Origin of the sequence: Simiaoa sunii, from assembly GCF_014337175.1 — a bacterium.
Lineage (GTDB): Bacteria > Bacillota > Clostridia > Lachnospirales > Lachnospiraceae > Acetatifactor > Acetatifactor intestinalis.
The window spans coordinates 238,996-263,084 of sequence record NZ_CP060633.1 but is presented as its reverse complement, the minus strand read 5'-3'; the positions used below and the strand labels follow the sequence as shown (position 1 = coordinate 263,084).

Genomic DNA, 24,089 nt, shown 5'->3' with positions numbered 1-24,089 from the left:
GGTTACTTCGTAATATAAAAATAAGTATATATCCTTATGAATGCAAGCATTCAACGTATATATACTTATTTTTTATTACTCTGAATAGTTTATATGTAGAAGCTTCCGGTGGTCTCTTTGTTCATTACATAGTAAACCATGCTCTCTTCGGGTTTTACATATAATTCTACGCTGGTCAGATCAGCTGCCTTCTGCTTCAGGTCGTATTTCCATACATCCTTTGCAATCTTTAAAAGCTCTTCCTGAGAATAGGACTTGCCGCCGAACTGAACACTGATCTCGCTCTTTAACTCTGCTTTTTTTGCTGCGGGTTTCTTAGCGGGTGCTTTCTTAGCGGTTTCCTTTTTTGCTGTCTCTTTCTTAGCTGCGGGCTTTTTAACCTCTGCCTTTACAGGTGCTTTTACTTCAGCCTTTGCTACAGGTGCCTTCTCAGCTTCCTTCACAGCGGTCTTAGTTTCTGTCTTAACTGGAGTTGTCGGTGCTGCTTTCTTCACTTCTGCCTTAGGCGCTTCCACTTTCGCTGCTGCTACTGGTGCTACAGTTTTCTTAACTATTGCCATGTTACCGTCTCCCTTCTGTACGAATCATGTACAAAAACATTTTCATTCTCCTCACAAGTACCGTATTCCGGTGCTCGATAAGGGTAGTGTATTCCTTTTCCCTATAATTGTCAACTGTTATGCGAATACAAGGAAGTACAGTAATACGATAATCCCCAGTACGATCCGGTACCATCCGAAGACCTTAAAGTCATGCTTTTTGATGTATCCCATCAGGAAGCGAAGTACAAACAGGGATACAATGAAGGATACCACCGTACCGATCAGCAGGCAGGCAAGCTCCATTCCCGTGAATGTGAATCCGAACTTCAGTACCTTCAGAAGGCTGGCTCCAAACATAACGGGAATCGCCAGAAAGAAGGTAAATTCCGCTGCCACTGTTCTCGATATACCAATCATAATAGCTCCCAGGATCGTAGCTCCGGAGCGGGAGGTTCCGGGCAGTGCCGCCGCTACCAGCTGGCACAGACCGATGATCAGTGCATCTCTGTAGGTCAGCTGAGACAATTTTGTTGTGGTAGGTACACGGTCCTTATTCCAATTCTCGATCACGATAAATAGTACGCCGACCACTACCAGCATTACAGCCACCACGATGACCTGGATCGTAACGCCGCTGCTTCCGATCTCTTTTTGGAAGGCTTCGCTTACCGCATCATCAAATAACAGACCATATACGACTGCCGGGATACATGCCACAACGATCTTCACCCACATCCAGAAAGCATCCATGCTCAGTGCCACATTTCCCACTGCGGGATCTTTTGCGGATTTTACAATGCCTCCCTTTTTCGGCTGCTTATTTTTCTTCAGGTAAAAGGGCCAGATCTTGTTCCAGAACAATACAACCACCGCTAAAATAGCTCCCAGCTGGATGACTACATCGAACATATCGAAAAATCCTTCACTGGTCTGTTGAAAAGGGATCAGACGTTCCACCAGGATCAGATGTCCCGTGCTGCTGATCGGCAGCCATTCGGTAATACCTTCTACAATACCGTAAATAATCGCTTTGATAATTTCTAACATTTCTTTTCTCTCTATACTTTCTTATATTTTTAGTACTTATTTTTCCAGATATGCCAGCAGATCCTCATAGCAGGCTTCTGCCTCCCGATACCCCTCTTCGTACAAGGCGATCAGTTTGTCCTTGTCTTTCTCAATCCGTCCCACATCACTCTTTTTATGAGGACGGATCACGAATGCCTGACCACATTTCTCCTGTCTTTCGATGTAGTCCAGGCTCTCATTATAACGGATATGTCTGTCTGCCATAAGTTCATATACTTTAGGATATTTCAGATATCTGAGTTTTATGAGTCCTAACTGCGATGCGGAGGCAGGTTTTCTCACGAATCCCACTTCCTTGGTCATGACAACGATGTTTTTGCGGTTGCCGTCCAGGATCGATTTTTCCAAAGGGATCGCATCGCTGATGCCGCCGTCCAGATACAGCTTCCCATCTATTTTTACATTCCGTGCCACTAACGGCAGGGATGCGGAAGCACGGATCTTGTCAATATCTTTACGGATATCGCGGACACGCAGATACTCCGGCTGTCCCGTCTCGATGTTGGTCACCACACTGTAGGCCTTGCCGGGATATTTTTCAAATGTTTCATAGTCATACGGATACAGATATTCCGGGATCAGATGATAACAGAAATCCACATTGAACAGATCTCCGCTGGTCAATAAGCTCTCCAGACTGCAATATCGTCTCGTATCCAGATAGTCCACACTGACACTCAGCGCCCGTCCCTTTTGTCGGGACAGATAGCTGCACATATGGCACGCTCCGGCAGACACCCCATAGATATGGGAGAAGTCAATTCCTTTTTCGGTAAAAAAGTCCAACACTCCGGCGGTATAGACACCCTTCATGCCACCGCCTTCCAATACCAGTCCTGCCTGATACATCTTACAATGACTCCTTTCCGTACTCAGTCTTTACAAATTTTCGAAAGGCTTCCAGAGATCTCTCTACCTTCTCCGTGTCCACACAGTAGGCCATGCGGAAATATCCGGGGGCACCAAAGCTGTCGCCCGGTACCAGAACGAGATCATATTTCAATGCTTTCTGGCTGAATACCTTGGCATCCTCTTCCAGCGCCTTCGGGAAAATGTAGAAAGTTCCGCCGGGCTTCACACAGGTGAATCCCAGGTCTAGCAGTTCTTTATAGAGGATGTTCATATTCGTCTCATACACCGACAGATCCGCTGTCTTGTCCAGTACCTGTGCCACTGCCAGCTGGATAATGGAAGGAGGACAGTTATGTCCGATACCGCGGGAGATCTGTCCACACATATTGATCATGGTCTCCGCATCCTCACATGCCGGGTTCACTGCCACATAACCGATACGCTCTCCCGGCAGGGACAGTGATTTGGAGAAAGAATAACACATGATGGTATTGTCATAAAAATAGGATACGCAGGGACTGTCTACGCCTTCAAACACGATCTCACGATAAGGTTCATCAGAGATCAGATAAATAATATGACCGTATTCCTTGGACTTTTCTCTCAGGATATCTGCCAGTCTCTGCAATGTCGGGGTGGAATATACCACACCGGAGGGGTTGTTGGGAGTATTGATCAGTACTGCCTTGACCTTCTCTGTCAGCATCTCTTCAAACGCCTCGAAGTTGATCTGGAAGTTCTCCAGATTAGGCGGAACCACCTTCAGTACTGCCCCGGTGAGATCCACATAAGGATGATATTCCGGGAAAAACGGTGCAAAAGTCAGGATCTCATCTCCCGGTTCCGTCACCAGACGAAAAGCATGTGCCAGCGCTCCCGCCGCCCCAGACGCCATAAAAATGTGCTCTTTGCGATAGGGCAGGCCGAATCTCTTCTCCAGGTTCTCCGCAATTGCCTCCCTGACACTTGTAATACCGAGGCTGGGACTATAGCCGTGCAGTTCCAACGGTTCCTTCGTCGCCAGCATATGGATCATACGGTCGGTAAATTCTCTGGGAACCGGAACGGAAGGATTCCCCAGGCTGTAATCAAATACATTCTCGTATCCGATCTCCTGTCCTCTTGCCGTAGCGAATTCCGAAAGCTGCCGGATCACTGATTTTCCCGACAGCATGTCTTTGTATTTCTGAACTAACATACTACGCTCTCCCATCCGCGCTGTCTGCGCTGTTTATTTGATCTCTATACACTTATCACTGGACTTTTCTGTGGACAGACAGATGCCGTCTCTTCCACAGTTTTTTGCCTTATAGAGAAGATCATCCGCTCTGGAAGTGAAATCCCACTCTCTGTTATTTTCCATCGGGATTCTTGCAAAGACTCCCTGGCTGATAGATACGTATTTACTGCACCTGCTGCACTCATGCGGTATTTTTAACATACGCACCTCTCTGAGAATGTCCTCTGAAATTCTCCGGATCTGCTCCACTGTCATCCCGGTATATACGATCATAAATTCATCGCCACCGTATCTGGCACAAAATACCTGTCCCGGAATCTGTATCTTTTGCAGAACTCCGGCAATGGCTTTCAGACACCGGTCCCCCATCAGATGACCGTAGTGATCATTGTACTCTTTGAAAAAATCAATATCCATAAGCTCCACGCCCAGAAGCTTTTCTTCCGCATAGGCATGTTCAAAGCAGCTGGTCAGATATTCGTGCAAATAAGTACGATTAGCCAATTCCGTCAGTTCATCATGCATGGCAAGATCCTCCAGTACCCGGTTAGAGGCTCTCATATTCTCTCTGTCAAGCGTTACATTTCTCAACCGGTCCTGTAATTCCATAACACCGACCAAGGCGCGGTGATTTTCCTGCCGGAATTTTTCATATGTTTCTAAATATTGCCGGGTATATTTCACATATTCCCCCATGTCTCCTTTGCGTAATATGCTCTGCACTTTAAAAGGATACAGATCCAGGAAGATATTGTAATACGCTTCAACATTTTTTTCATCAATGATCCGGATCAGTTCCTCCAGATATTTTCCGTCGGGCAGGATTGCCAGGATTCCCGCCAGGATCACCAGTTCATCCATGAACTCTTCAAAAATATCCCGGTCTGACAATTGCTCCAGAAGATCTGTCGCAAGCTTTAAAGCCTCTTCCTCATGCCCTTTTAATAATTCGCAGGGAATACGATACATTTCCAATGTTATTTTCGAATAATAGCTTTCGGGAGCTTCTCTGAGAATCTGCTCTATTTCATTCCAAAGCTGCAGGGCTTCTTCCATTTCTCCCAGGTACATGTGACAGCAGCCGCACTCGATCATACAGTTGATCCTGTTATAATTCAGCTGATATGTTTTTTCCGACTTATCATAGCAGGCGATCGCTATACGGTAATGCTGTATCGCCTCCTGCCGCAGGCGCATTCTGACCAGGGTATAGGCAATATTGCTCTCCGCCATGCCCTGTATATAATAAAAATGATATTTTTCCGCATATTTCAGGCTGTTATAGTAGGAGCTGAGCGCCAACATCCGGTTATTCTTCCGGTCGGACACCGCTCCCATCATATTATGGGCTTTGGCCAACAGCTCGTACATCCGGGCATTTTCCAGGCAGCCGACACCCTCTGTAAGGCATTGCATGGTGTTCTCATACTCGCCCTTCTGCCAATAACACTCCGCCAGATAATAGAGTCCAAGCCCTGTCAGCTTCTGTGATCCGGTATCTGCCGCATACTCCAATATTTTCTGGCAGGTATCATAGTCCAGACAGCTGCCTGTTTCTCTATATTGGATAGTATCGTTTATGAAGTTCTGCACGGTCTGTGGTAAGCCGTTTAAATCCATCCTGTTTCCTTTCCGTGAACTCCCCTTAACCCCTTACTGCAATTCATTCCGTAAAAATATAATGTCTGGGTTGCAAGATAACCTTTCACCCAGACATCATAATACCACAGTACTTTATCACATTACAAGTTTGCTTTGCCCAAAAATACCATGGTCATATAAAATTTATACCTCATCCTCTGCCCATGCAAGAGCGCATTTCACTGCGCGATGCCAGCCCTTTAATAGTTGTCGCCGCTGTGTCTCCTCCATCTGCGGTGCAAAGGCTGCTCCGATCTGCCAGTTCTCACGGATCTCATCACGATTCTTCCAATAGCCTACGGCAAGTCCTGCCAGATAAGCCGCTCCCAGAGCCGTCGTCTCGATACATGCCGGACGGCGTACCTGGGTGTTGACGATATCCGCCTGGAACTGCATAAGGAAGTCATTGGCGCTGGCGCCGCCGTCCACTTTCAGGCTCTTTAAATCAATGTCGCTGTCCTTCTCCATGGCTTCCAGCACATCTGCGGTCTGGTATGCAATGGATTCCAGCGTGGCGCGGATGAAATGCTCCTTAGTACAGCCTCTGGTAATGCCAACAATTGTACCTCTGGCATACTGATCCCAGTAGGGAGCTCCCATGCCTGCAAATGCCGGAACGATATAGACCCCTGCGGTATCCGGTACATGCTCCGCATACTCCTGGGACTGTGCGGAGGTCTTAAGCATACGCATACTGTCACGAAGCCACTGGATCCCGGCACCGGCTACGAACACGCTGCCCTCCAGGGCATATTCTACGTTTTTGCTTGTGCTGGCAGCAATAGTGGTCAACAGACCGGACTGGGAGGTAATGGCTTCGTGTCCGGTGTTCATTAATAAGAAGCAGCCGGTTCCATAAGTGTTTTTCACCTCTCCCTGCTCAAAGCAGCACTGCCCGAACAGCGCCGCCTGCTGGTCTCCCGCTGCACCGGCAATAGGAATCTCGCCGCCCAGAACGGACGCATCGGTCTTGCCGTAGATCTCACTGGAACAGCACACCTTCGGCAACAGACTCTCCGGGATGTTGAAGCGCTTCAGAATTTCCTGATCCCAGCAGAGGTTATGAATATCGAAAAGCATGGTTCGGGAAGCATTGGTATAATCCGTCACATGTACGGCGCCCTTGGTCAGATTCCAGATCAGCCAGGTATCCACCGTACCGAAGAGTAACTCTCATCTCTCTGCGCGTTCTCTGGCTCCGGGAACATTATTCAGGATCCAGGCGATCTTCGATGCACTGAAGTAGGCATCGGGAATCAGTCCGGTCTTCTCCCGGATGATTTTGTCAAAACCGTCCTTTTTCAATTCCTCGATCATATCGGAAGTCCGGCGGCACTGCCATACAATGGCATTGTATACCGGTTCTCCGGTATTTTTGTCCCAGAGGATCGTCGTCTCACGCTGGTTCGTGATACCGATAGCCTCAATCTGGTCATCCGTGATACCCAGGACTGCCATGCTCTCGATCGCCACTCCCAGCTGGGAGGACCAGATCTCCATAGGGTTATGTTCTACCCAGCCGGGCTGGGGATAGATCTGTGTGAATTCCTTCTGTGCCATGGAGCAGATGTTTCCCTGCTTATCAAACAGGATGCAGCGGGAACTGGTGGTACCCTGATCCAGTGCCATGATGTATGTTTTCTTCTGTGTGTTCTGTATATCTCCCATTCTGTTATGTAACCTCCCGTTGTTCATTTCATCACAATTGACACATATCCCACTCAGATAAATTTGCGGAAGCCGTTGGGATATGTGGTCATTGCTCTAATTATATGATATCTTCTGTTATCCCCGAAACGACCGGGTTGCCACTATATTGACACCTGTGTCAGCCACATTTTCCAAGATGATATCTCCTACATGGATGGGTGCCGCTACATTGACATCTGCCAGAGCTTTCATGCAGTCATCAATCCTGCCTTTAGGAATGTCGGAAGCTGTCTTCACGGATACCACAGCATCCGGATATCCTGTCACGCGTACGGTGGATGTCACAATACGCGTAGGGTTGGTCACTTCCTTCTCTCCGTAGGCTGCGCCTCTGGGACAACGGTTACCGGTCACTGTGACACTACTGTCATCTACGATAGTCACAGTCAGAGCGCACCCTACCGGACAGCAGATGCAGGTCAATTCTTTTTGTGTTGTATTCTTCTCTGCCATCGTCTCACCCTCTTTTCTGTCGGATATATTCCACTGCGTAGTTTCCAGCCTTTTCCGCTTCTGCGGATACGTGGTCTACCAGTTCATGGACGTGGAGCACATTACCGCAGGCGAAGACGCCGGGGATACTGCACTCCAGATTCTCTCCCACTATCGGTCCTCCGGTCTTGCCGTCCATATCTGCTCCTAAGCCCCTGGTCAGTTCGTTCTCCGGGATCAGCCCACAGGATAACAACAGCGTATCACAGGGAACCTCCCACCCGGATCCGGGGATGGGTTTTCCGTTATCGTCCACTTTTGTCAGGGTCACTCCCTCTACACGGTCTCTGCCGTGAATCTGTGCCACGGTAGTATTCAGATACAGAGGAATGTTGAAATCATCCAGGCACTGGACAATGTTGCGCTTCAGTCCACCGCTCTGGGGACGAAGCTCTGCCACGCACTGTACCTTGGCACCTTCTAACACCATACGTCTCGCCATGATGAGTCCAATATCACCGGAACCCAGGATGACTACATTTTTACCGGGCATACGTCCGCGGATGTTCACATAATACTGCGCAGTTCCGGCGCTGTAAATACCTGCCGGTCTGCTGCCGGGGATGTTTAACGCACCGCGGGAACGCTCTCTGCAGCCCATCGCCAGGATCACGGTCTCTGTCTCGATCTCCAACAGCCCGTCCTCTTTGTTCATGGCGGTGACTTTCTTGCGTCCATCGGAGCGCAGGGAAATATTTGTTACCATGGTATTCAGCAGATAAGGGATTTTTGCTTCTTCTGCCATGTCAATATAGCGTTCCGCGTATTCCGGTCCGGTCAGCTCCTCCTTGAAAGTATGCAGACCGAAACCGTTGTGGATACACTGGTTCAGGATACCTCCCAGCTCTCTGTCACGCTCTAAGATCAGCACTTTTTCACAACCTGCTTTTCTCGCAGACAGCGCTGCTGCCAGTCCCGCGGGACCTCCTCCGATGATGACGATGTCTTCTGTACGTTTACTCATGGAGTGCCTCCTTTCCGACAGGCTCCTGTGTCCTCTTCCATGTTCCGCCCTCTCCGGGTGCGGTGTCTTTATTTTTACCGACCAGAATCTCTGAACCGGTTCCTTCTTTAGTAATCTGTGCCGGATCGAGATGCAGTTCTCTCGACAGTATCTCCAACGTCTTCGGGGAGCAGAATCCCGCCTGGCATCTTCCCATGCCGGCTCTGGTGCGGCGCTTGACGCCATCCAATGTCGTCGCTCCCACTAGGCGGTGAATGGCTGACAGAATCTCTCCCTCCGTCACCAGTTCACAACGACAGATCACATTGGCAAAAGCAGGATTTTCCCGGATCAGGACTTCTCTCTCCTCTTCCGTGGCAAGTGCCATACTGGGAATGCCTTTTCTGGTGTCAATAAAATCCGCCTTACGTTCTGCAGGATAAATATTTTCAACAATCTGTGCCACATACTCACCGATGGCGGGGGCACTGGTCAGTCCCGGGGATTCGATTCCCGCTACATCGATAAAGCCTGGATGCTCTGCTGCCTCTTCGATGAGGAAATCCGATTTTTCCGCAGGATCTTCGTGCACCAGATGAGCACGCAGTCCGGCAAAAGAAGTGATCGTCTGTCTGCCGTCCAGGGCATCCACACTGTTGCTTCCTAGGTTCAGGACCTTCGCCAGTCCCTCTGCCGTGGTGTCCACATCCTGCTTATCCGGAATGTCCTCCGCTGTCGGACCTACCAGCAGATTGCCATGGACAGTAGGCGTTACAAGGATACCTTTACCCATTTTAGAGGGCTGTTGGAAAATAGTGGAATTTACCAGATCACCACAATTTTTGTCCATCAGACGATACTCACCTCTGCGAGGCACGATGCGGATCTTCTCTTCACAGATCATGTTGTGGATTTCATCCGCATAGACACCTGCCGCATTGATGACGATGGGAGCCTCGAATATCTCACCATCCACCTGCACCTGATACATCCGTCCGTCCTTCGCAGGCGGGTTCTCGGTCCATACCGGTCTCTGTTCCACGATAGCTGTCACCTTGTGGTCACGATAGAACTCTACGCCGTTTTCCGCCGCATTTTCCGCCAGGGCAATATTCAGTCCGAAGGGACATACGATGCCGCCGGTGGGTGCATACAATGCTCCCACGATATTCCGGGAAACCGCCGGCTCCATCGCCCATACTTCCTCCGGAGACAGAAGCTTCAATTCTTTTACCCCATTCTCTATGCCGCGTCTGTACAGTTCTTCCAGTCCGGGCATGCCGTCTTCTTCAAAGCACAGTACCAGGGATCCGTTCCTGCGAAACGGGAAGTCCAGCTTTTCCGACAGTTCCTCCATCATTTCGTTGCCCCGGACATTTAATTTTGCCTTAAGGGTTCCCGGCACCGCATCATACCCCGCATGCACAATGCCGCTGTTTGCCTTGGAAGTGCCTTCGCAGACATCACTTTTCGCCTCCAGTACAGCGATCCTACGCTTTTCCTTCGCCAGTTCCCTGGCAATGGCGCAGCCACTCACTCCGGCGCCGATGACGATTACATCATAATCCTTCATAACCTCGCCCTGCCTTTCCTATGTTTACATTTATATTCGAATGTCCACCTTTACCTTCTGAATATCCGTTTTTTCTTTCTGAATGTCCATTTTTTAATTGTTGAAAATGTTTCCTTGCTATTTATTTTACCATATCCCGCAGGAAAACACGACCGAAAACTAGCAACACTCTGTGTAAAATGTAGTCAAAAAAACCGGACAGTGATCGCTCACCATCCGGTCTCTTATTATTGTTCTATTTTTCTTCTATAATCGCATATCCCATACTTCCAAGCTTTCCGGCTTCATAGGATTCACTCAAAAGCACGCTGCCCTTTCCCAAATACTCCCGCAGATCAATCGTTGTACTGCCATTATTGAGACAGACTGTAATCTTGTGATCTCCCCAGGTTCTCTGATAGATATATCCTCCGTCATGATCCATATATCGCAGAGTGTAATCTCCATAGGTCAGCTCCTCATGTTCTTTACGAATAGCAATCAATCGGGAAAAGAAATCATCCTCTCCATCCTGTACCTTTTCCCAGGGCATGGGCCCCCGCAGTGTTGTCTCGCTACTGCCGTCCATTCCCAGTTCATCCCCATAGAATACGCAGGGGATTCCGGGAGAGGTAAACAGGAACACCTCTGCCAGCCGGAATCTTCGCAGGTCTCCCTCGCAGTACGACAGGAACCGGTTAACATCATGGCTGTCTAACAGGTTTAACTGCCCACGCAGCGTTCCGGTACGATATCGCAGTAGCATCTTCACGATACGATCATGAAATTCCTCTGTGGAAATTTTCCGAAGGGCAAAGAAATCACGACAGTTCTTCCGGAAATCGTAATTCATGGTGGAATCAAACATGTCTCCGTTCAGCCAGGTCTCCGAGCTCTCCCATATCTCCCCTATCATAACACTCTCCGGATTTTCCTCATGAGCAGCCCTACGGAAATCTCTCCAAAATCCCCGATCCACTTCATTTGCCACATCCAGACGCCAGCCATCCACCTTAAATTCCCGAATCCAATAACGGCATACTTTCATAAAATAAGCTCTTTCCTCCGGATTAGAAGAATTCAGCTTCGGCATCTTCCGCTCATAAGCGAAACAACTGTATGTCGGCTTTTCTTCTTCCGTTGCCGGGCGTATCACCGGAAACTGCAGCTGATAAAACCAGTTGGCATATTCGGAGCTTTCTCCTTTTTCCACCACATCGCTAAACTGCGGGAAATACCAGCTGCAATGGTTGAACACACCGTCAATGACAATGTGCATTCCTCTGTTGTGAATATCCTGCACCAATTCCCGGAACTCTTCGTCCGTTCCCATATTGGGGGACACATGAAAATAGTCTAGCAGGTCGTATTTATGATACTCTCCCGCCGTGAATACCGGGTTCAGGTAGATACAGTTGAATCCCAGCTTCTGAATATAATCCAGATTCTCCCGGATCCCCTGTATGGTTCCTCCCAGACGGCTTTTCAACCGGATGCCGTTCTGCCATTCCATCTCTTTTCCCTGTCCTACGATCTCGCGGTGTCCGCTGGCAAAGCTGTCCGGGAAAATATTGTAAACGATTGCCTCCCGGAACCACTTCGGTTCCTCACAGATCTCTTCTCTGCGGATAAACGGATACTGGTAAAATTCGCTTCTCTCTACCGGAAGATATTTTGCGCAGATATCTGCATAATAGAACCTCGTCTCTTCCGGGTCTTTCAATTCAAAATAGTAGCATACCCTGTCATACGGAGTCTCAAAAGTTGCATCATAATAGTCAAAATGCATATCCGACAGTATCTTCTTCATGTACACTGCCGTAAACACAATAGGATCACCGGGTTGTACGCGGTCTCCGTACCATAGAACACAATCTGTCAGATTATCCTTCGCCACCCGGATACGAATTGTAAGATTCATCTCACTGTTCGCAAATGCATACTGCGACAGCGGTATATGTAAAATTGCTTCTTGTAAAATCATAAGTTCCTCCTGCTTTTAACCTTTGACACCTCCCGAAGACAGTCCCGATACCATGTATTTCTGCACCAGGAAAAACAAAATCAATACAGGAAGTGTTGTCAGAATTGCCGCTGCCGAAAAAAGCGGCCAGTTACGCGTATAGTCCGTAGCCTGCAGAGAATACAGCGCTACCGCCAGTGTATTTTTCTCCGCGCCTGACAAAAAGACTGTGCTGAAAATATATTCATTCCACACATAGATCACCACCAGAACAGAAGAGATGATGATGCTTGGCCTTGCCAGCGGCATGACGATCTTCGTGATCAATTGTCTGTCATTCACACCATCAATTCTCGCTGCATCCTCGATAGCCTCAGGAATACTGTCAAAATATCCCTTCATATTCCAGAAAACAAAAATCGCCATACTTCCCGCATAGATAAATACCAATCCCATATAAGAATTCAACAGATTCAGAGTCTTGATAATCCGATAAATTGCAAACATGGAGAGAATTGCCGGGAACGCATTTAACACCAGCAAAATATATAAAGTCCTCTTCCGTCCGACAAACCGCATTCTGGAAAATACATACGCAGCCGGCACAGCCACCAGCATAGTTAGCAGAACGGTCAGTGCGCTTAGCAGAAGACTGTTCACAAACCATCTTCCAAAAGGTCTCTCCGCCAGGATCGTAATATAGTTATCCATAGTGATTGTCTTCGGCAAAATATGAAATTCTGTGGAAATAATACTGTTACTCCCACTGATAGATATGCTGAATGCATACAGGATAGGAATCAGTGTCAGGAAAGAAAGTAAAATGAATCCTATATTCAGCAATATCAGCTTTACTTTTTCTTTAATTTTTTTCCCTGTCATATTCCCCTCACTGTTCCGAGATTGAAAACTCTCTTCGGTTCATGGTCTTGTAAAGCACCAGTATAATCAAAAATACAATAAACGCCACAGCGGATGAATATCCATAGTTGCTGGTAATAAACGCTTTTTCATATACATAAGTGATTACCGTATTAATATCTGCACCAGTCTTCGAACCGGTCTGCATCGTCATCAGATACACAATGTCAAACTGCTTAAACGCCGTGAATGTAGCCATAATGATCACCGGCATCAGAATGGGAAGAATCTGCGGAATGGTCACATAGAAATGTTTTTTCCAAAATCCCGCACCATCTAATTCCGCACTTTCATAGATATTCCGGTCAATACTCTGCATGGCACCGTCCATCATCGTGAACATATATGGAACTCCCAGCCACAGATTCACCACCAGACAACTGATAAATGCCATACCGTTTGTGGACAGAAAATTTACCGTTTTGCCTCCAATCTGTTTCAGTATCTGATTAAACAGTCCGAATTCCGTATTAAAAATTCCCATACGCCATAACAGAATTGATACATATGCCGGCATCGCCCAGGGCACGATCAGCAGAGTCTTGTAGACCCTTCTCAGTTTTAATCCTTTCGCATTCAGCCCAACGGCAATGAAAAAGCCAAAGGTCAACTGTAATGCCATACTGGATACAGTCCATAATAGAGTCCGTAAAAAAGCAGGAAGAAATCCGGAATCAAAAGCCAGCAATGCCTTTTTGTAATTGTCCAGTCCAACAAAATGATAATCCTTCCAATGATAAATACTCATATTGGTAAAGGATATTTCTACGGTATACAATAAGGGCACGACAATCATCAACCCTACAATGATCAGAAACGGCATACTGTAGAACCATGCTTTCTTCTTTCCTCGTTTCATCCTGCTTTCACTCCTTACCTGTCATTACATCTGCAAATTACTGCATTGCAGAAATCTGTTCCAAAGCTTCCTTCTGGTGTGCATCGCATGCCGTCTGCACATTCTCTCCACGCTTATTCACTGCTGCCAGCAGGTCATCTGTCACTGACCACATCACATCCATTTCCGGGATGTTGGGCATAGGTACTACATTGTCTGCCATAGTCTTCAGTGCCATGATCATTTGGTCCTCTGATACAGACGCATCTTCATAAGCTTTACTGTTGGCAGGTGCACAGCTTGCGGCATTTGCCAGTGCCACACCGGTCTCCTTGGATCCAAGTACCTTCAACACTTCTGCCAACGCCTCCTTTTTCGTCTCTGCTGCATGCTTCAGTACATGAACGCCCTGTACTCCGGAAAAAGGTGTCAGAGATGTGCCGTTCGGCAGGACCGGCATCGGCGCAATTCCTAAGTCAATACCGGCTTCTTTGATACCCGGTACCAGCCAGGGACCTCCGATAGTACTTGCTGCTTTTCCTTCCGTAAACAGAGTTGTCACGGTATTATACTCACCATCTGCCGGCATATATGACACAAACTGCTTATGATATTCCATAGCTTCTACCGTCTGGGGCAGATTCAATCCCGGCTCTCTGTTCTCATTGATCAGATAACCGCCAAAGCCCTGGATCCAGGCTGCTGCATTATAGGAAGTGGAATGCTGCTCGACAAATACATACTGATCTGCCGTGGTCTCATTCTTCATAAGTTCCAACAGTTCATCTGTGGTCTCCGGTGCAGTCTCCATCAGATCCTTATTGTACAGAAACAGCAATGCTTCATAGTACAACGGTAATTGATATTTGTCTCCCTGATACTCCCCGGCGCTTAACGTCATAGGAAGGAAATCCGCCAGATCATCCTCCGTCAACACATCGGTAATCGGAGACAGGATTCCCATCTGTGCAAAGGTACCTACTTTATCATGCGCCCACATAAACATATCCGGCGCACTTTCCTGATCGTCACCCACTAATTTTAAGGCATCCGACATATTTTCTTTTCTTTCAAAAGTGACTACAATCTCCGGTGCCAGTGCATCGACCTGCTTCTGTAACGTATCGGCAATAGTGGCATCCGCACAATGCCATACGGTAATATTCACCGGTTCTGTCGTCTGCGTATTCTGATTTTCCGTTGTCGTGGTTACATTACTTTCTGTATTTACGGTTGCCTCTGATCCGCATCCGCTTAACATGGATACTACTAAAAGTGAACTTAGCAACATTGCAATTTTTTTCTTCATAGCTTCCTCCTTTTGATAAAACGTTTTTCTACTTTTATAAAACACAGCGCTATGTTTAAAAAGTATTGAATCTTCTTTGCGAATTCGATATACTAAAAATAGCAGACCGCCTGCGAAATAGCAACGAAACAGCCCATAAAAAATGCACAAATTACGCAAACGTTTTACCAATGGAGGATCTCAAATGGCAGCAACAATCAAGGATGTAGCCAAAAAGGCCAATGTATCTATTTCCACAGTCAGCCGAGTACTGAGCAATCAGATGCATGTCTCTTCTTCCACTTATAAACGAATCCAGGATGCCGTAGCCGAATTGAATTACATTCCCAATTCTTCCGCGGTATCCCTGGTTAAAAAAAGCAGCACAACTGTCCTCTATGCTGACAGTTTTTACAAGGGACGCCCCTACGAGAATCCCCATATGTTCGACATTATCTCCGGTTCATCCCATGAATTACGCAAAAAAGGATATTTTCTCGGCTTATTGGATCTAGATTGTTCCAAAGAAAAAGCCGAAGAGCAGATCATCAACGCCATACAATCTAAAAAAGCAGATGGCATCCTGATCAACGGTTATTACGTAACTCCTGCAATTGAGAAAATACTATTAGCCACTGATTTCCCGCATATCTGTATCGGAAAACCCTCTTTCGACTCCATGCTGTCTTGGATTGACACAAATCATTCTCTGTCTTCCAATCTGGCAATCACTCACCTGGTCTCTCTCGGGCATAAAAAAATCGCCTTCGTCGGCGGTTCTGACAAAGACAATATTTACAGAGATCGTTTTCTGGGATATCGGCTGTCTCTCGAGCGCAACAATCTCTCACCCCGAGATGCCTATGTCATCCCTACTTCTTGCAATCTGGAAGAAATCATCCAACATACCACGGAGCTTCTGCGACTACCGGAACCTCCCGACAGCATTCTGTGCTTTAACAGTCTTATCGCCGTCGGCGTCATCCAGGCAATCCGTCAGTTCCACCTGCGCATTCCGGAGGACATTTCTATTGTCTCCTTCGACAATTACCCGTATGCACCTCTGATCACACCATCTCTGACTGTCGTGGATATTGATATGTACAGTCTTGGCACCCGTGCCGGAGCATCTCTGCTGAAAAAGATACAGAACCCGGAGATGCTGATCCAGACCTATACCGCCCTGCCACATTTGATTCAACGAGACAGCACGGTGTTACACAGTGAAACATAATTCGTATATATCCTTAAATCTTGTGGAAAATGTTCCGAATTTTAATAAAGACCGTAGCTTTTCACTTAACATTTGCTCATTAGAATTAATCAGCAGACTGGCTCCTTCATCATCATACGTGATATCAAAACAATATTCTTCCTGCTCCATCTGCTTTCGTATAGAAATCATTTATAAAATCTCCAATCTGATAGTTTCCATCACCATGTTTGTCTTTGGCAGTTCATATGCATATTCCATAATTTGTGTCATGTCCATTTTATGGATCAGCTTTCTATAGTTACTTATTATTTCTTTGTATAGATCAAAAGAAAGTTTCACCCGTACATCCTCAATTTTTCTATTACTTTTGGGCGTTGCGACATAATAATGATCCGGTATGGTGTCGGTCAGTCCATAATAATAAAATGCGCTGTTAAGTGTCAGTATTGCATTCGGATATTTTTTCATGATGATCTCTAATTCCGGCACATACCTATCCTCTGAATAGAGACCCTTTTCTGTTATAAATAGATGACCTTCCTGTATGTTTTTTTAATTTGATAATCTGTACTATATTTTTCCAGACATTCATGATATGATAATAACATATTCCCCTCCTGGTTTTAGCTATTGTAGGTAAAATATATTTTTTACCTGTTTCTATTTCAATATCATCATAACTTATTATATTTGTCCCTATTTACCTTTGTGTGTCTAATATCAAGACAGTATAATTATACATTTCACGAATTGCGTATGCAATTAGGAAATCAAGTAGTCCAAATTCAAATACAATCCTAAGAGGCTTTTCAGATAATCTGGAGAGCCTTTTTATATTTTTAGAAACGTTAAGTTATTATTTTGTTCTTGTGTCTATAAATATTATAATGTCTATACTTCATGTAGTTGTACATTTAAGGCAATGAATACACATCTTAGGTAATGTCTATGAACCATTTTTTCAACATCTCAATATAGAAAATATAATTTATTTTTGAAAGGAACATTTTATGGAAAGCAAATCACAGACATTAGTTTGGCTGTAGTGTTTTTTATCAACATGTGTTAGACTACTGTTATACAAAATCGGGATTTAAAGAGGTGTTGAGTATGAAAAGGTGGTTATCTATTTTAGCAGTATTGGGCTGTATAGTAGCGTTGTCTGGATGTAAAAATGGAAATGAAGCAGGACAAGCATATTTTAATGCAAGAGTTTTAGAAGTAAATAAAGAATATGTTGATGTTAGGTGTATAGAAGCATTTAATAGTGGGATTTCTGTTGATGAGGAATTTTCTGTTACAAAAGATGTAGTATCAGCAGGAGGAGCACCAGAATTGAATGTAGATGATAATATCCGTGTTGTATTTAATGGTGATGTAATGGAAAGTGATCCATTGCAGATAGGAACGGTTTATACAATCTATCTTTTAGATGAAAATGGAGAAGTGATTCCAAACAACTAACAACTTCCAGTTTATTGGGAAGTCGCAGAGAACGAAAAATCGGGAGCTGTGAGGAAAAGACGGATGGAACAAAAAAGTAAAAATGGGGTTTCAATCATAGGTGGTGCAGATGGTCCTACAAGCATTTTTATAGCTGGACCTTCAGAAAAGCAACCATTAAAGGTTAGGATCAAAAATAGCATATATAGATATAAGAGAATAAAAGTAGAGAAGACAATAGTTGCAAATCCGCATTCTCTTTCTGAAACAGTACAGTATGCAAAAGAAAAATACGGATTGACAGAAACTGCTCCAGGCAATAGAGAATATATTGAACAAATAAAATGCCTAAAAGAAAGTTTGATTTTGCAACATGAACCAGAACTTTTGGGTGAAATGAAGGATATTTCATTACCAGATTATTTTAATGAAGCATCTGTTATAGAGTATTTTGGTAAAACAAAGACTCGAAGTGAAATGATTGCTGAAATGCCCGATAGTATAATTCCTATGGATTTTCATTTGTATAAAATAGAAATTAATGATAATTTTCTTGAAATGGAAATAGATTATACTTGGAATATATTTGGAATGTCTTATTCAGGAAATAAAGCGGTAATGAAAAAGTTTAAGAAAATAGCCAGAGATTTATACAGTTATTATGGTGTTACTGAGGAAGATATTATAAATAAGACAGAAAGATATTCGTCACTGGTAACGAGCTTGAGTTCATAACTTCAAGTTTATTGGGAAGTCGCAGAGAACGAAAAATCGAGATTTACGGAGGAAAATAATAATGGCACTGTTCCTACTGATTACATATATAGTGATTTTAATATTTCAAATAATATTATTTGTGATATCCATTCGCAAGAAAACAAAAAAGCTTTGGCGGATATTGTTTTCGGCAGAACTAGTTCCGCTGCTTATATCCATAGGACTGATGATTTACTATAATAATCTTCCTGGATATGGATTTATGCCAGGACTAACTTATTTGGGAGAAGTATTGTTTAGTTTTGGAGCGGTTGTTTTGTACTGTATAAGTTTCCTGATTTCTATATGCAGTTATATTGCAATTTCAAATAAACAAACTTAATTTGAGGTATTCCACTTGGGTGTTTATTTGAGTTCTTTGAATGAGCTTAAATATAATGTTAAAATTTTAAAGAAGTTGGCGTGTAGTTGAATAGAAAGAGGAATCGAAATTTATAGGAGGTAAATCTGCATGAAATGTCCATATTGTGGTGATGAAATGATTAGAGGATACCTAATGAGTTCACGAGACATTACTTTTGCAGTTGATAATCTGGCAAAAGTTTTTCGTATTAAAAAATCGGACGATCTGGAATTGAGTAAAGGTTCAGGAGGAATCCCTCATTGTGAAGCTTATCGTTGTAGTAGTTGTAAGAAGATTTTGATTGATTATGCAAATAGATAAATCGATATATGCTCAAGGGGGTGGATTACATGAAAAAATTATACCTTGGATGTTAGCGACAGCAGTAATTATGTTGGTGTTTCCATGGCTTGCGGTTACATTCATAAAAGGTGATGGCGGCATGGCAGTTTGCTTCATTCTGTTTTTTGCAGTGAATCCTATTTATGCAATTTGTTCCGGAGCATACGCCAGCAAGGACATAAAAATATTTTGGTCACTACCAATTATTACAGCACTATTCTTTTTGCTTGGGACATGGCTGTTCTTTAGTATTGGAGAAAAAGCATTTATTTTATATGCGTTTGGATATTTGCTCCTAGGAATTGTAGCAGAGTTAATTTCCATGTTTGTAAAGAAAAGATTTTAAGAGGTTAAACAAATCGGTATTTCTTGAGGGAAGGTGATAGTATGAATTATATGATAAAAGGTATACAAGCACTTAAAGAATCGTTTTTCTTAGGTATCATAATTTATATTGTTATTTTTGTGTTGCTGTATCTTTTCAAAAAACGCAGAACTATCTCATGGAATTATATGTTTGAGGGAATATTCTGCATTTACTGCGTTACGCTTCTCAACCTAACGGGGATTTTCACACTAAGTTATAGTCTGAATGGTCCTTTCAATTATAATTTGCTTCCGTTTATTGGGAGTTCTATTGTCCCTATATTGCTTAACTTCGCTTTGTTTTTTCCTCTTGGTTTTTTGTTGCCGCTTATTTTTCGTTCCTGTAGAGGGAATTGGAAAAAGGTGGCGATTATTAGCGGTTTAATCTCATTCTTGATTGAACTATTACAGTTGTTTGGCGGCAGATATGCGGAAATGGAAGATTTTCTAATCAATACCTTGGGCGGATTTTCAGGCTATATTGTCTGTACCGCCATATGCGAAAGAAAGACAAATCGCCGAAAAGCAGTTGTTTCCATTGTTACACTATGTTTGACCCTTGCACTTTGTTTGATTGGAATTTATGCAGTGGGGGACAATGAAAAACAGCTACCGGATGGACTGTCTGCTGTCGAAAATAGCATTGCTGAAATCAATGTTTATTCTGAGGGAGAAGAACGGAGCATTAGCATTGATTCCTATCAATACCGCTCTTTTGCAAGTCAGATTTCCAATTGCGGCGGTCATTTGCTGGAAATCCAAAAAACTTCTGAAGGTGAAATTTGGAATGATACAGACTGCTTTATCGAGATTATATATACTGCTGACCAGACGATAAAGTTTGAAAATGCTGAGAATTTCTCCATTGAATGTGCTGACAGACTTTTATATAATGCCGACAAAAATGTTCTATATTGGGGTGAGGCAGGTTATCAGAACTGTTTGGACTATACAAAAATGAATGAAGAAATGCAGGCACATAAAGAAGAAATATTGAAAGGATATGAAGAGTTGTCTACTTCAATTCGTGATTGCTTTAACCAGTAACAATTTCAGCTTTCTGTGCGGGCTTTATGAAGGCGACCCAGTGGAGCAGGCAATAAGGAAGTGGAAATGCGGATAACTTCCAGTTTATTGGGAAGGCGCAGAGAACGAAAAATCGATATTTGTGGAGGTAAAGAGTGTATGAAAAAGGAACTGCGTATTCTGGTTATTTTAATTGCTGTGTTATTGGTAGGAACAGTAGGTTACTATTTCATGCCAAAGAAATTCGGTAAGAATGTAAATCCTTCTGAGGTAGACCATATAAATGTGTTCGATGGAAATACAGGAACTGGTTTTACTATCACCGATTCAGAAGATATCGAATATATAGTGGCGAATATTCAAGGTATTTCAATGAAAAGAGATGGCATTTCACTTGGAAGAACAGGATACAGTTTTAAAATTAGTTATATAAACAGCAACGATAAAGATATCATACCTGTATTTATTCTCAATAGTGATAATATAATTTGTAAAGATCCATTTTTCTATAGATGTGATGGTGGATTATGCTTTGATTACTTAAAAGCATGTGAAGAGAAATATAGAACTAATGTAACAGAATCTATAGAAGAAAAATAACTTCAAGTTTGTTTGTGCATTGATGGTTATCTTGAGCTTAGGAGGCGTTTAATGAAAACTGTTTTTTTACATGGGTTGGGACAAACTGCACAGGACTGGAAAGAAGTAGTCCAACAACTATCAATTTCTGATGTCGATTGCCCAGAACTTTTTTCTTTAACAGAAGATGAAATATCCTATTCGCAGATTTTGGGTGATTTAGAACAGCGGTATTCAGAAGTAAAAGAGCCGCTTCGTATCTGCGGTCTTTCGTTAGGTGCGCTTCTTGCGATTGATTTTGCTATTCGACATGAGGAAAAAGTGGATTCGCTGGTTTTGATTGGCGCACAATATAAAGTTCCAAGTTTACTGATAGATTTTCAAAATCTTATCTTCCGTTGTATGCCAAACAAGGTTTTTGAAAGTATGGGACTATCAAAAAGCAGCACCATAAAATTGGCTCACTCTATGCGGTCATTGGATTTTACTTTGCAATTAAATAATATTCGTTGTCCAGTAACAATTTTGTGTGGCAAAAAGGATACTGCCAATCTAAAGGCTTCTAAAAGGCTAAAAGAATTGCTACCCCAAGCTACTTTGCACATCGTTCCAAATGCAGGACATGAACTCAATAAATATGCACCAAACACGATTGCAGAGATATTAAATCAGTAAATTTATCGTGTAAAAAATATAGTAAGATAAATTGTCTGACAGGTAAGCGCGCTCTCTCACTTTCATCACAACATCCCACTGTCCTTAGAGAGATGGACGAAGTATAATGTAAGCAACAATCGGAGTTTGTTACTCTTTTTGGAGGTGAATTGGTAATGATAAAATTAAAAATGTCTATTGAAGATATAAGTGAGTATCAGACAGGTATTTTACCAAAGAATGCTGTTAAAATAGAAACACCTCAGAGCATTGAAGAGATGATGAAAAAAGCGGCACCTATTGCAGCGGTATTATGTGTTTTAATGTTTGTAACGATGCTGTGTAAAACAGTTATGAACAAGACAGTTGTTATTTCGCATGTATTTATTTTGATTGGTTTTTGCCTGGGGTATATTTGTTTGGTGATACACGAGTGGTTACATGGGATTGTCTATCCGAGAAACGCACTGGTTACGATAGGTAAAATAACGGGTAAGATATCATTTGTTGCATTAGCATCATATCCTCTGAAGCGTAGAAGGTTTATTGTAATGTGCCTATTACCATTTGTGCTTGGAATAATACCATTATTGATTTTTATTGTTAGTCCGGCAGAATATAGAGAACTAAATGGACTAATGTTTGGCATGTCATGTATGGGTATGGTTTCGCCATTTCCCGATGTATATAATGTTTTTATTGTCTTAAAAAATGCAAATAAAAAAGATGCAATAATGTTTTATAAAAACGATATGTATAAGGTATCGTAAATTCTTATTTATGGAGGTATATATTATGAGAGTAATCATTTCAATCATTCTTATGGTAATTGCAGCGTTGGTCGGTTTTTTCTTTGGTGCTGGAATGAACGAAGCAATGGGTGGAGCAATACTACTTTCAATGATTACAGGTTTTGCTTGCACTATTAATGCTATTGAAAAGAACAAGAAGGACTGACAACTTCCTGTTTTGAGAATTGAGAAAATCGATACTTGTAGATGGAGGTAATCAAAATGAAAGAATATCAATATTTGATTGGAAAAATTATTGTCGCAGTGGCAATTATAGTTGCCGCAATCATTATAGCACAGGCTATTGATGGAGCTGGAGAAAGTATCCGTAGTAGCTTGTTGCAATTAAGGGATGCTCTTCGATAACCTCCAGTTTATTGGGAAGGCGCAGAGAACGAAAAATCGGGCTTTGATAAGGTTATCTAATAACTGCAGTTCTTTTTTTCTTGAGTCAATTATTTTAACTAAACAATCTAATTGTTCCACCACAGCCTTCTGTTCTTCTTTAGCAGGAACTTGCAGTTCAACATTTCCAAGATTCTTTCTGGAAATTCTTTTTCTTGTAGTGCCCGTAACATTACCAAGCAAGCGTGTATAATAGGTTTTCGAACGCATAAAATAACACAAATATTCCTTATTTATTAAAGATTCATTTGGTCTACAGATAGTACAATCCACTGCTGTTATCATACGTTCTGCCTTCTCAGGGACAATACATGCTCTTCCAACTGGTTCTGGCAATCTCGAAACCAAAATATCTCCTGAAAATATTTCTGTACATTTAAGTTTATCAAAAGTACCTTCAGATATATATTTAGCTCTGGCTTCCTTCTCTAAATATGTTCCTTCACCAATATTACCCGTTTGAACCAATCTTATCCCTGATTCTGATTGGTCTTTACTTTCTATCCAGTCACCGTCAGTAAAGACAGTACATATGTCTTCTAATCTCATCTATATCATCCCTCTACGGGCTACTCGCAGAGCCCATTCGCATTCCGCTTCGCTTCATGCTCATGTTCTGCTGTCGCAGAATACATCCAATCTGCCCAAAGCACTTATGTAAGCACGCTTCCAACGTGCTTTTGCCGTCTTGTCTGTACTCTGCTCGTAGCCCTACAAATCCGTATTTGACACCCACCATGCCAATATAAAAAGAGAAAATGCCGATATAATATAATAGAGAGATAAGGAATTGCAGATAAATTATCGCTTAAAATAAAAATGCAAAGACCTTGATTTTCGGGATTTTCAGAGAGATTATTTTGAGTGGTTAATTTTCTACAAGTTTCTAAGGCTTTTGCACATTGTTAGGATATTGGCAGGCAGATGAAAATAGTGGTTTGTGATGGCGATAAGGCGGCCTAAAGGAACTGATGAATGTTCTGCCGGAGAGCTTTATCAATTACAATCTGACTGGATGCTGAAAAGGATGACAGAAGAATTTCAACATTTTGTTTTGTCGGTATCTTATATATAAG

The 24,089-nt window shown here is 43.2% G+C and carries 24 protein-coding genes and 2 pseudogenes; 11 read left to right on the top strand and 15 right to left on the bottom strand.

All coding sequences use genetic code 11. From position 1 onward, the window contains the following. Positions 1 to 89: 89 nt before the first annotated feature. The 13 genes and pseudogenes from H9Q77_RS01300 to H9Q77_RS01240 all read right to left on the bottom strand — a co-directional run bounded on the left by H9Q77_RS01300 (position 90) and on the right by H9Q77_RS01240 (position 15,092). Positions 90 to 560 carry a DUF6465 family protein gene (locus tag H9Q77_RS01300; RefSeq protein WP_249326368.1) on the bottom strand — a complete coding sequence of 157 codons (471 nt, stop codon included), beginning with the start codon at positions 558 to 560 and terminating at the stop codon, positions 90 to 92. 117 nt (positions 561 to 677) lie between these two features. After that, positions 678 to 1,589, bottom strand: coding sequence for an undecaprenyl-diphosphate phosphatase (locus H9Q77_RS01295; protein WP_249326367.1), 912 nt, complete (start codon positions 1,587 to 1,589; stop codon positions 678 to 680). A gap of 36 nt (positions 1,590 to 1,625) precedes the next feature. Continuing rightward, positions 1,626 to 2,480: a patatin-like phospholipase family protein gene (locus H9Q77_RS01290; RefSeq protein WP_022154988.1), complete on the bottom strand. Its 855-nt coding sequence runs from the start codon at positions 2,478 to 2,480 to the stop codon at positions 1,626 to 1,628. Between the two features lies 1 nt (position 2,481). Further along, on the bottom strand, positions 2,482 to 3,681 hold the full coding sequence (locus tag H9Q77_RS01285) for a pyridoxal phosphate-dependent aminotransferase (RefSeq protein WP_022154989.1): 1,200 nt from the start codon (positions 3,679 to 3,681) through the stop codon (positions 2,482 to 2,484). A gap of 33 nt (positions 3,682 to 3,714) precedes the next feature. Next, on the bottom strand, positions 3,715 to 5,343 hold the full coding sequence (locus H9Q77_RS01280; protein ID WP_249326366.1) for a tetratricopeptide repeat-containing diguanylate cyclase: 1,629 nt from the start codon (positions 5,341 to 5,343) through the stop codon (positions 3,715 to 3,717). A 165-nt stretch (positions 5,344 to 5,508) separates the two neighbouring features. After that, positions 5,509 to 7,032, bottom strand: a pseudogene (glpK, locus tag H9Q77_RS01275) (glycerol kinase GlpK). 117 nt (positions 7,033 to 7,149) lie between these two features. Further along, entirely contained in the window at positions 7,150 to 7,527 is a 378-nt protein-coding gene (locus H9Q77_RS01270; RefSeq protein ID WP_249326365.1) for a DUF1667 domain-containing protein, read from the bottom strand. A gap of 19 nt (positions 7,528 to 7,546) precedes the next feature. Next, positions 7,547 to 8,530 (bottom strand): annotated as a pseudogene (locus tag H9Q77_RS01265) (NAD(P)/FAD-dependent oxidoreductase); the annotation flags it as partial. Beyond that, the gene (locus H9Q77_RS01260; protein WP_249326364.1) at positions 8,523 to 10,082 is read right to left on the bottom strand and encodes an NAD(P)/FAD-dependent oxidoreductase; all 1,560 of its coding nucleotides are present in this window, start codon (positions 10,080 to 10,082) and stop codon (positions 8,523 to 8,525) included. The pseudogene H9Q77_RS01265 and the gene H9Q77_RS01260, both read right to left, overlap by 8 nt. Positions 10,083 to 10,317: 235 nt before the next feature. Beyond that, on the bottom strand, positions 10,318 to 12,045 hold the full coding sequence (locus H9Q77_RS01255) for a glycoside hydrolase family 13 protein (RefSeq protein WP_249326363.1): 1,728 nt from the start codon (positions 12,043 to 12,045) through the stop codon (positions 10,318 to 10,320). A gap of 15 nt (positions 12,046 to 12,060) precedes the next feature. Next, positions 12,061 to 12,906, bottom strand: coding sequence for a sugar ABC transporter permease (locus tag H9Q77_RS01250; protein WP_249326362.1), 846 nt, complete (start codon positions 12,904 to 12,906; stop codon positions 12,061 to 12,063). 7 nt (positions 12,907 to 12,913) lie between these two features. Continuing rightward, positions 12,914 to 13,804: a carbohydrate ABC transporter permease gene (locus H9Q77_RS01245; protein ID WP_249326361.1), complete on the bottom strand. Its 891-nt coding sequence runs from the start codon at positions 13,802 to 13,804 to the stop codon at positions 12,914 to 12,916. Positions 13,805 to 13,841: 37 nt separating this feature from the next. After that, complete coding sequence (locus H9Q77_RS01240; protein WP_249326360.1) at positions 13,842 to 15,092, bottom strand: extracellular solute-binding protein; 1,251 nt, start codon at positions 15,090 to 15,092, stop codon at positions 13,842 to 13,844. Between the two features lie 184 nt (positions 15,093 to 15,276). On the opposite strand from H9Q77_RS01240, the gene H9Q77_RS01235 reads away from it, so the two are divergent. Further along, on the top strand, positions 15,277 to 16,305 hold the full coding sequence (locus tag H9Q77_RS01235; protein WP_022153075.1) for a LacI family DNA-binding transcriptional regulator: 1,029 nt from the start codon (positions 15,277 to 15,279) through the stop codon (positions 16,303 to 16,305). Between the two features lie 171 nt (positions 16,306 to 16,476). Here the strand turns inward: H9Q77_RS01235 and H9Q77_RS01230 are convergent, their stop codons facing one another. Next, positions 16,477 to 16,776: a hypothetical protein gene (locus tag H9Q77_RS01230; protein WP_249326359.1), complete on the bottom strand. Its 300-nt coding sequence runs from the start codon at positions 16,774 to 16,776 to the stop codon at positions 16,477 to 16,479. A 621-nt stretch (positions 16,777 to 17,397) separates the two neighbouring features. Between H9Q77_RS01230 and H9Q77_RS01225 the strand changes: the two genes are divergently transcribed. The 10 genes from H9Q77_RS01225 (at position 17,398) to H9Q77_RS01180 (ending at position 22,974) form a co-directional block, all read left to right on the top strand. After that, a complete protein-coding gene (locus H9Q77_RS01225) occupies positions 17,398 to 17,751 on the top strand; it encodes an LptM family lipoprotein (RefSeq protein WP_118552164.1) in 354 nt (117 codons plus the stop codon). 63 nt (positions 17,752 to 17,814) lie between these two features. After that, positions 17,815 to 18,465: a sodium ion-translocating decarboxylase subunit beta gene (locus H9Q77_RS01220; RefSeq protein ID WP_249326358.1), complete on the top strand. Its 651-nt coding sequence runs from the start codon at positions 17,815 to 17,817 to the stop codon at positions 18,463 to 18,465. A gap of 493 nt (positions 18,466 to 18,958) precedes the next feature. Then, entirely contained in the window at positions 18,959 to 19,171 is a 213-nt protein-coding gene (locus H9Q77_RS01215) for a PF20097 family protein (RefSeq protein WP_118552170.1), read from the top strand. Beyond that, positions 19,158 to 19,538, top strand: coding sequence for a hypothetical protein (locus tag H9Q77_RS01210; RefSeq protein WP_249326357.1), 381 nt, complete (start codon positions 19,158 to 19,160; stop codon positions 19,536 to 19,538). Before H9Q77_RS01215 ends, H9Q77_RS01210 begins: the two co-directional genes overlap by 14 nt. A 41-nt stretch (positions 19,539 to 19,579) precedes the next feature. Beyond that, the gene (locus H9Q77_RS01205; RefSeq protein WP_118552172.1) at positions 19,580 to 20,605 is read left to right on the top strand and encodes a VanZ family protein; all 1,026 of its coding nucleotides are present in this window, start codon (positions 19,580 to 19,582) and stop codon (positions 20,603 to 20,605) included. 138 nt (positions 20,606 to 20,743) lie between these two features. After that, complete coding sequence (locus H9Q77_RS01200; RefSeq protein WP_148448457.1) at positions 20,744 to 21,184, top strand: hypothetical protein; 441 nt, start codon at positions 20,744 to 20,746, stop codon at positions 21,182 to 21,184. 51 nt (positions 21,185 to 21,235) lie between these two features. Further along, on the top strand, positions 21,236 to 21,838 hold the full coding sequence (locus H9Q77_RS01195; RefSeq protein WP_007888655.1) for an alpha/beta fold hydrolase: 603 nt from the start codon (positions 21,236 to 21,238) through the stop codon (positions 21,836 to 21,838). A gap of 155 nt (positions 21,839 to 21,993) precedes the next feature. Further along, complete coding sequence (locus H9Q77_RS01190) at positions 21,994 to 22,587, top strand: DUF3267 domain-containing protein (protein ID WP_015522488.1); 594 nt, start codon at positions 21,994 to 21,996, stop codon at positions 22,585 to 22,587. Between the two features lie 25 nt (positions 22,588 to 22,612). Continuing rightward, positions 22,613 to 22,774 (top strand): hypothetical protein, encoded by a 162-nt coding sequence (locus H9Q77_RS01185; RefSeq protein WP_015554547.1) that lies wholly within the window; start codon positions 22,613 to 22,615, stop codon positions 22,772 to 22,774. A 56-nt stretch (positions 22,775 to 22,830) separates the two neighbouring features. Further along, entirely contained in the window at positions 22,831 to 22,974 is a 144-nt protein-coding gene (locus H9Q77_RS01180) for a hypothetical protein (protein WP_178425585.1), read from the top strand. Here the strand turns inward: H9Q77_RS01180 and H9Q77_RS01175 are convergent. Then, positions 22,954 to 23,562, bottom strand: a complete 609-nt coding sequence (locus H9Q77_RS01175; RefSeq protein WP_148449023.1) for a restriction endonuclease subunit S — start codon at positions 23,560 to 23,562, stop codon at positions 22,954 to 22,956. The genes H9Q77_RS01180 and H9Q77_RS01175 overlap by 21 nt on opposite strands. Positions 23,563 to 24,089 lie beyond the last annotated feature (527 nt).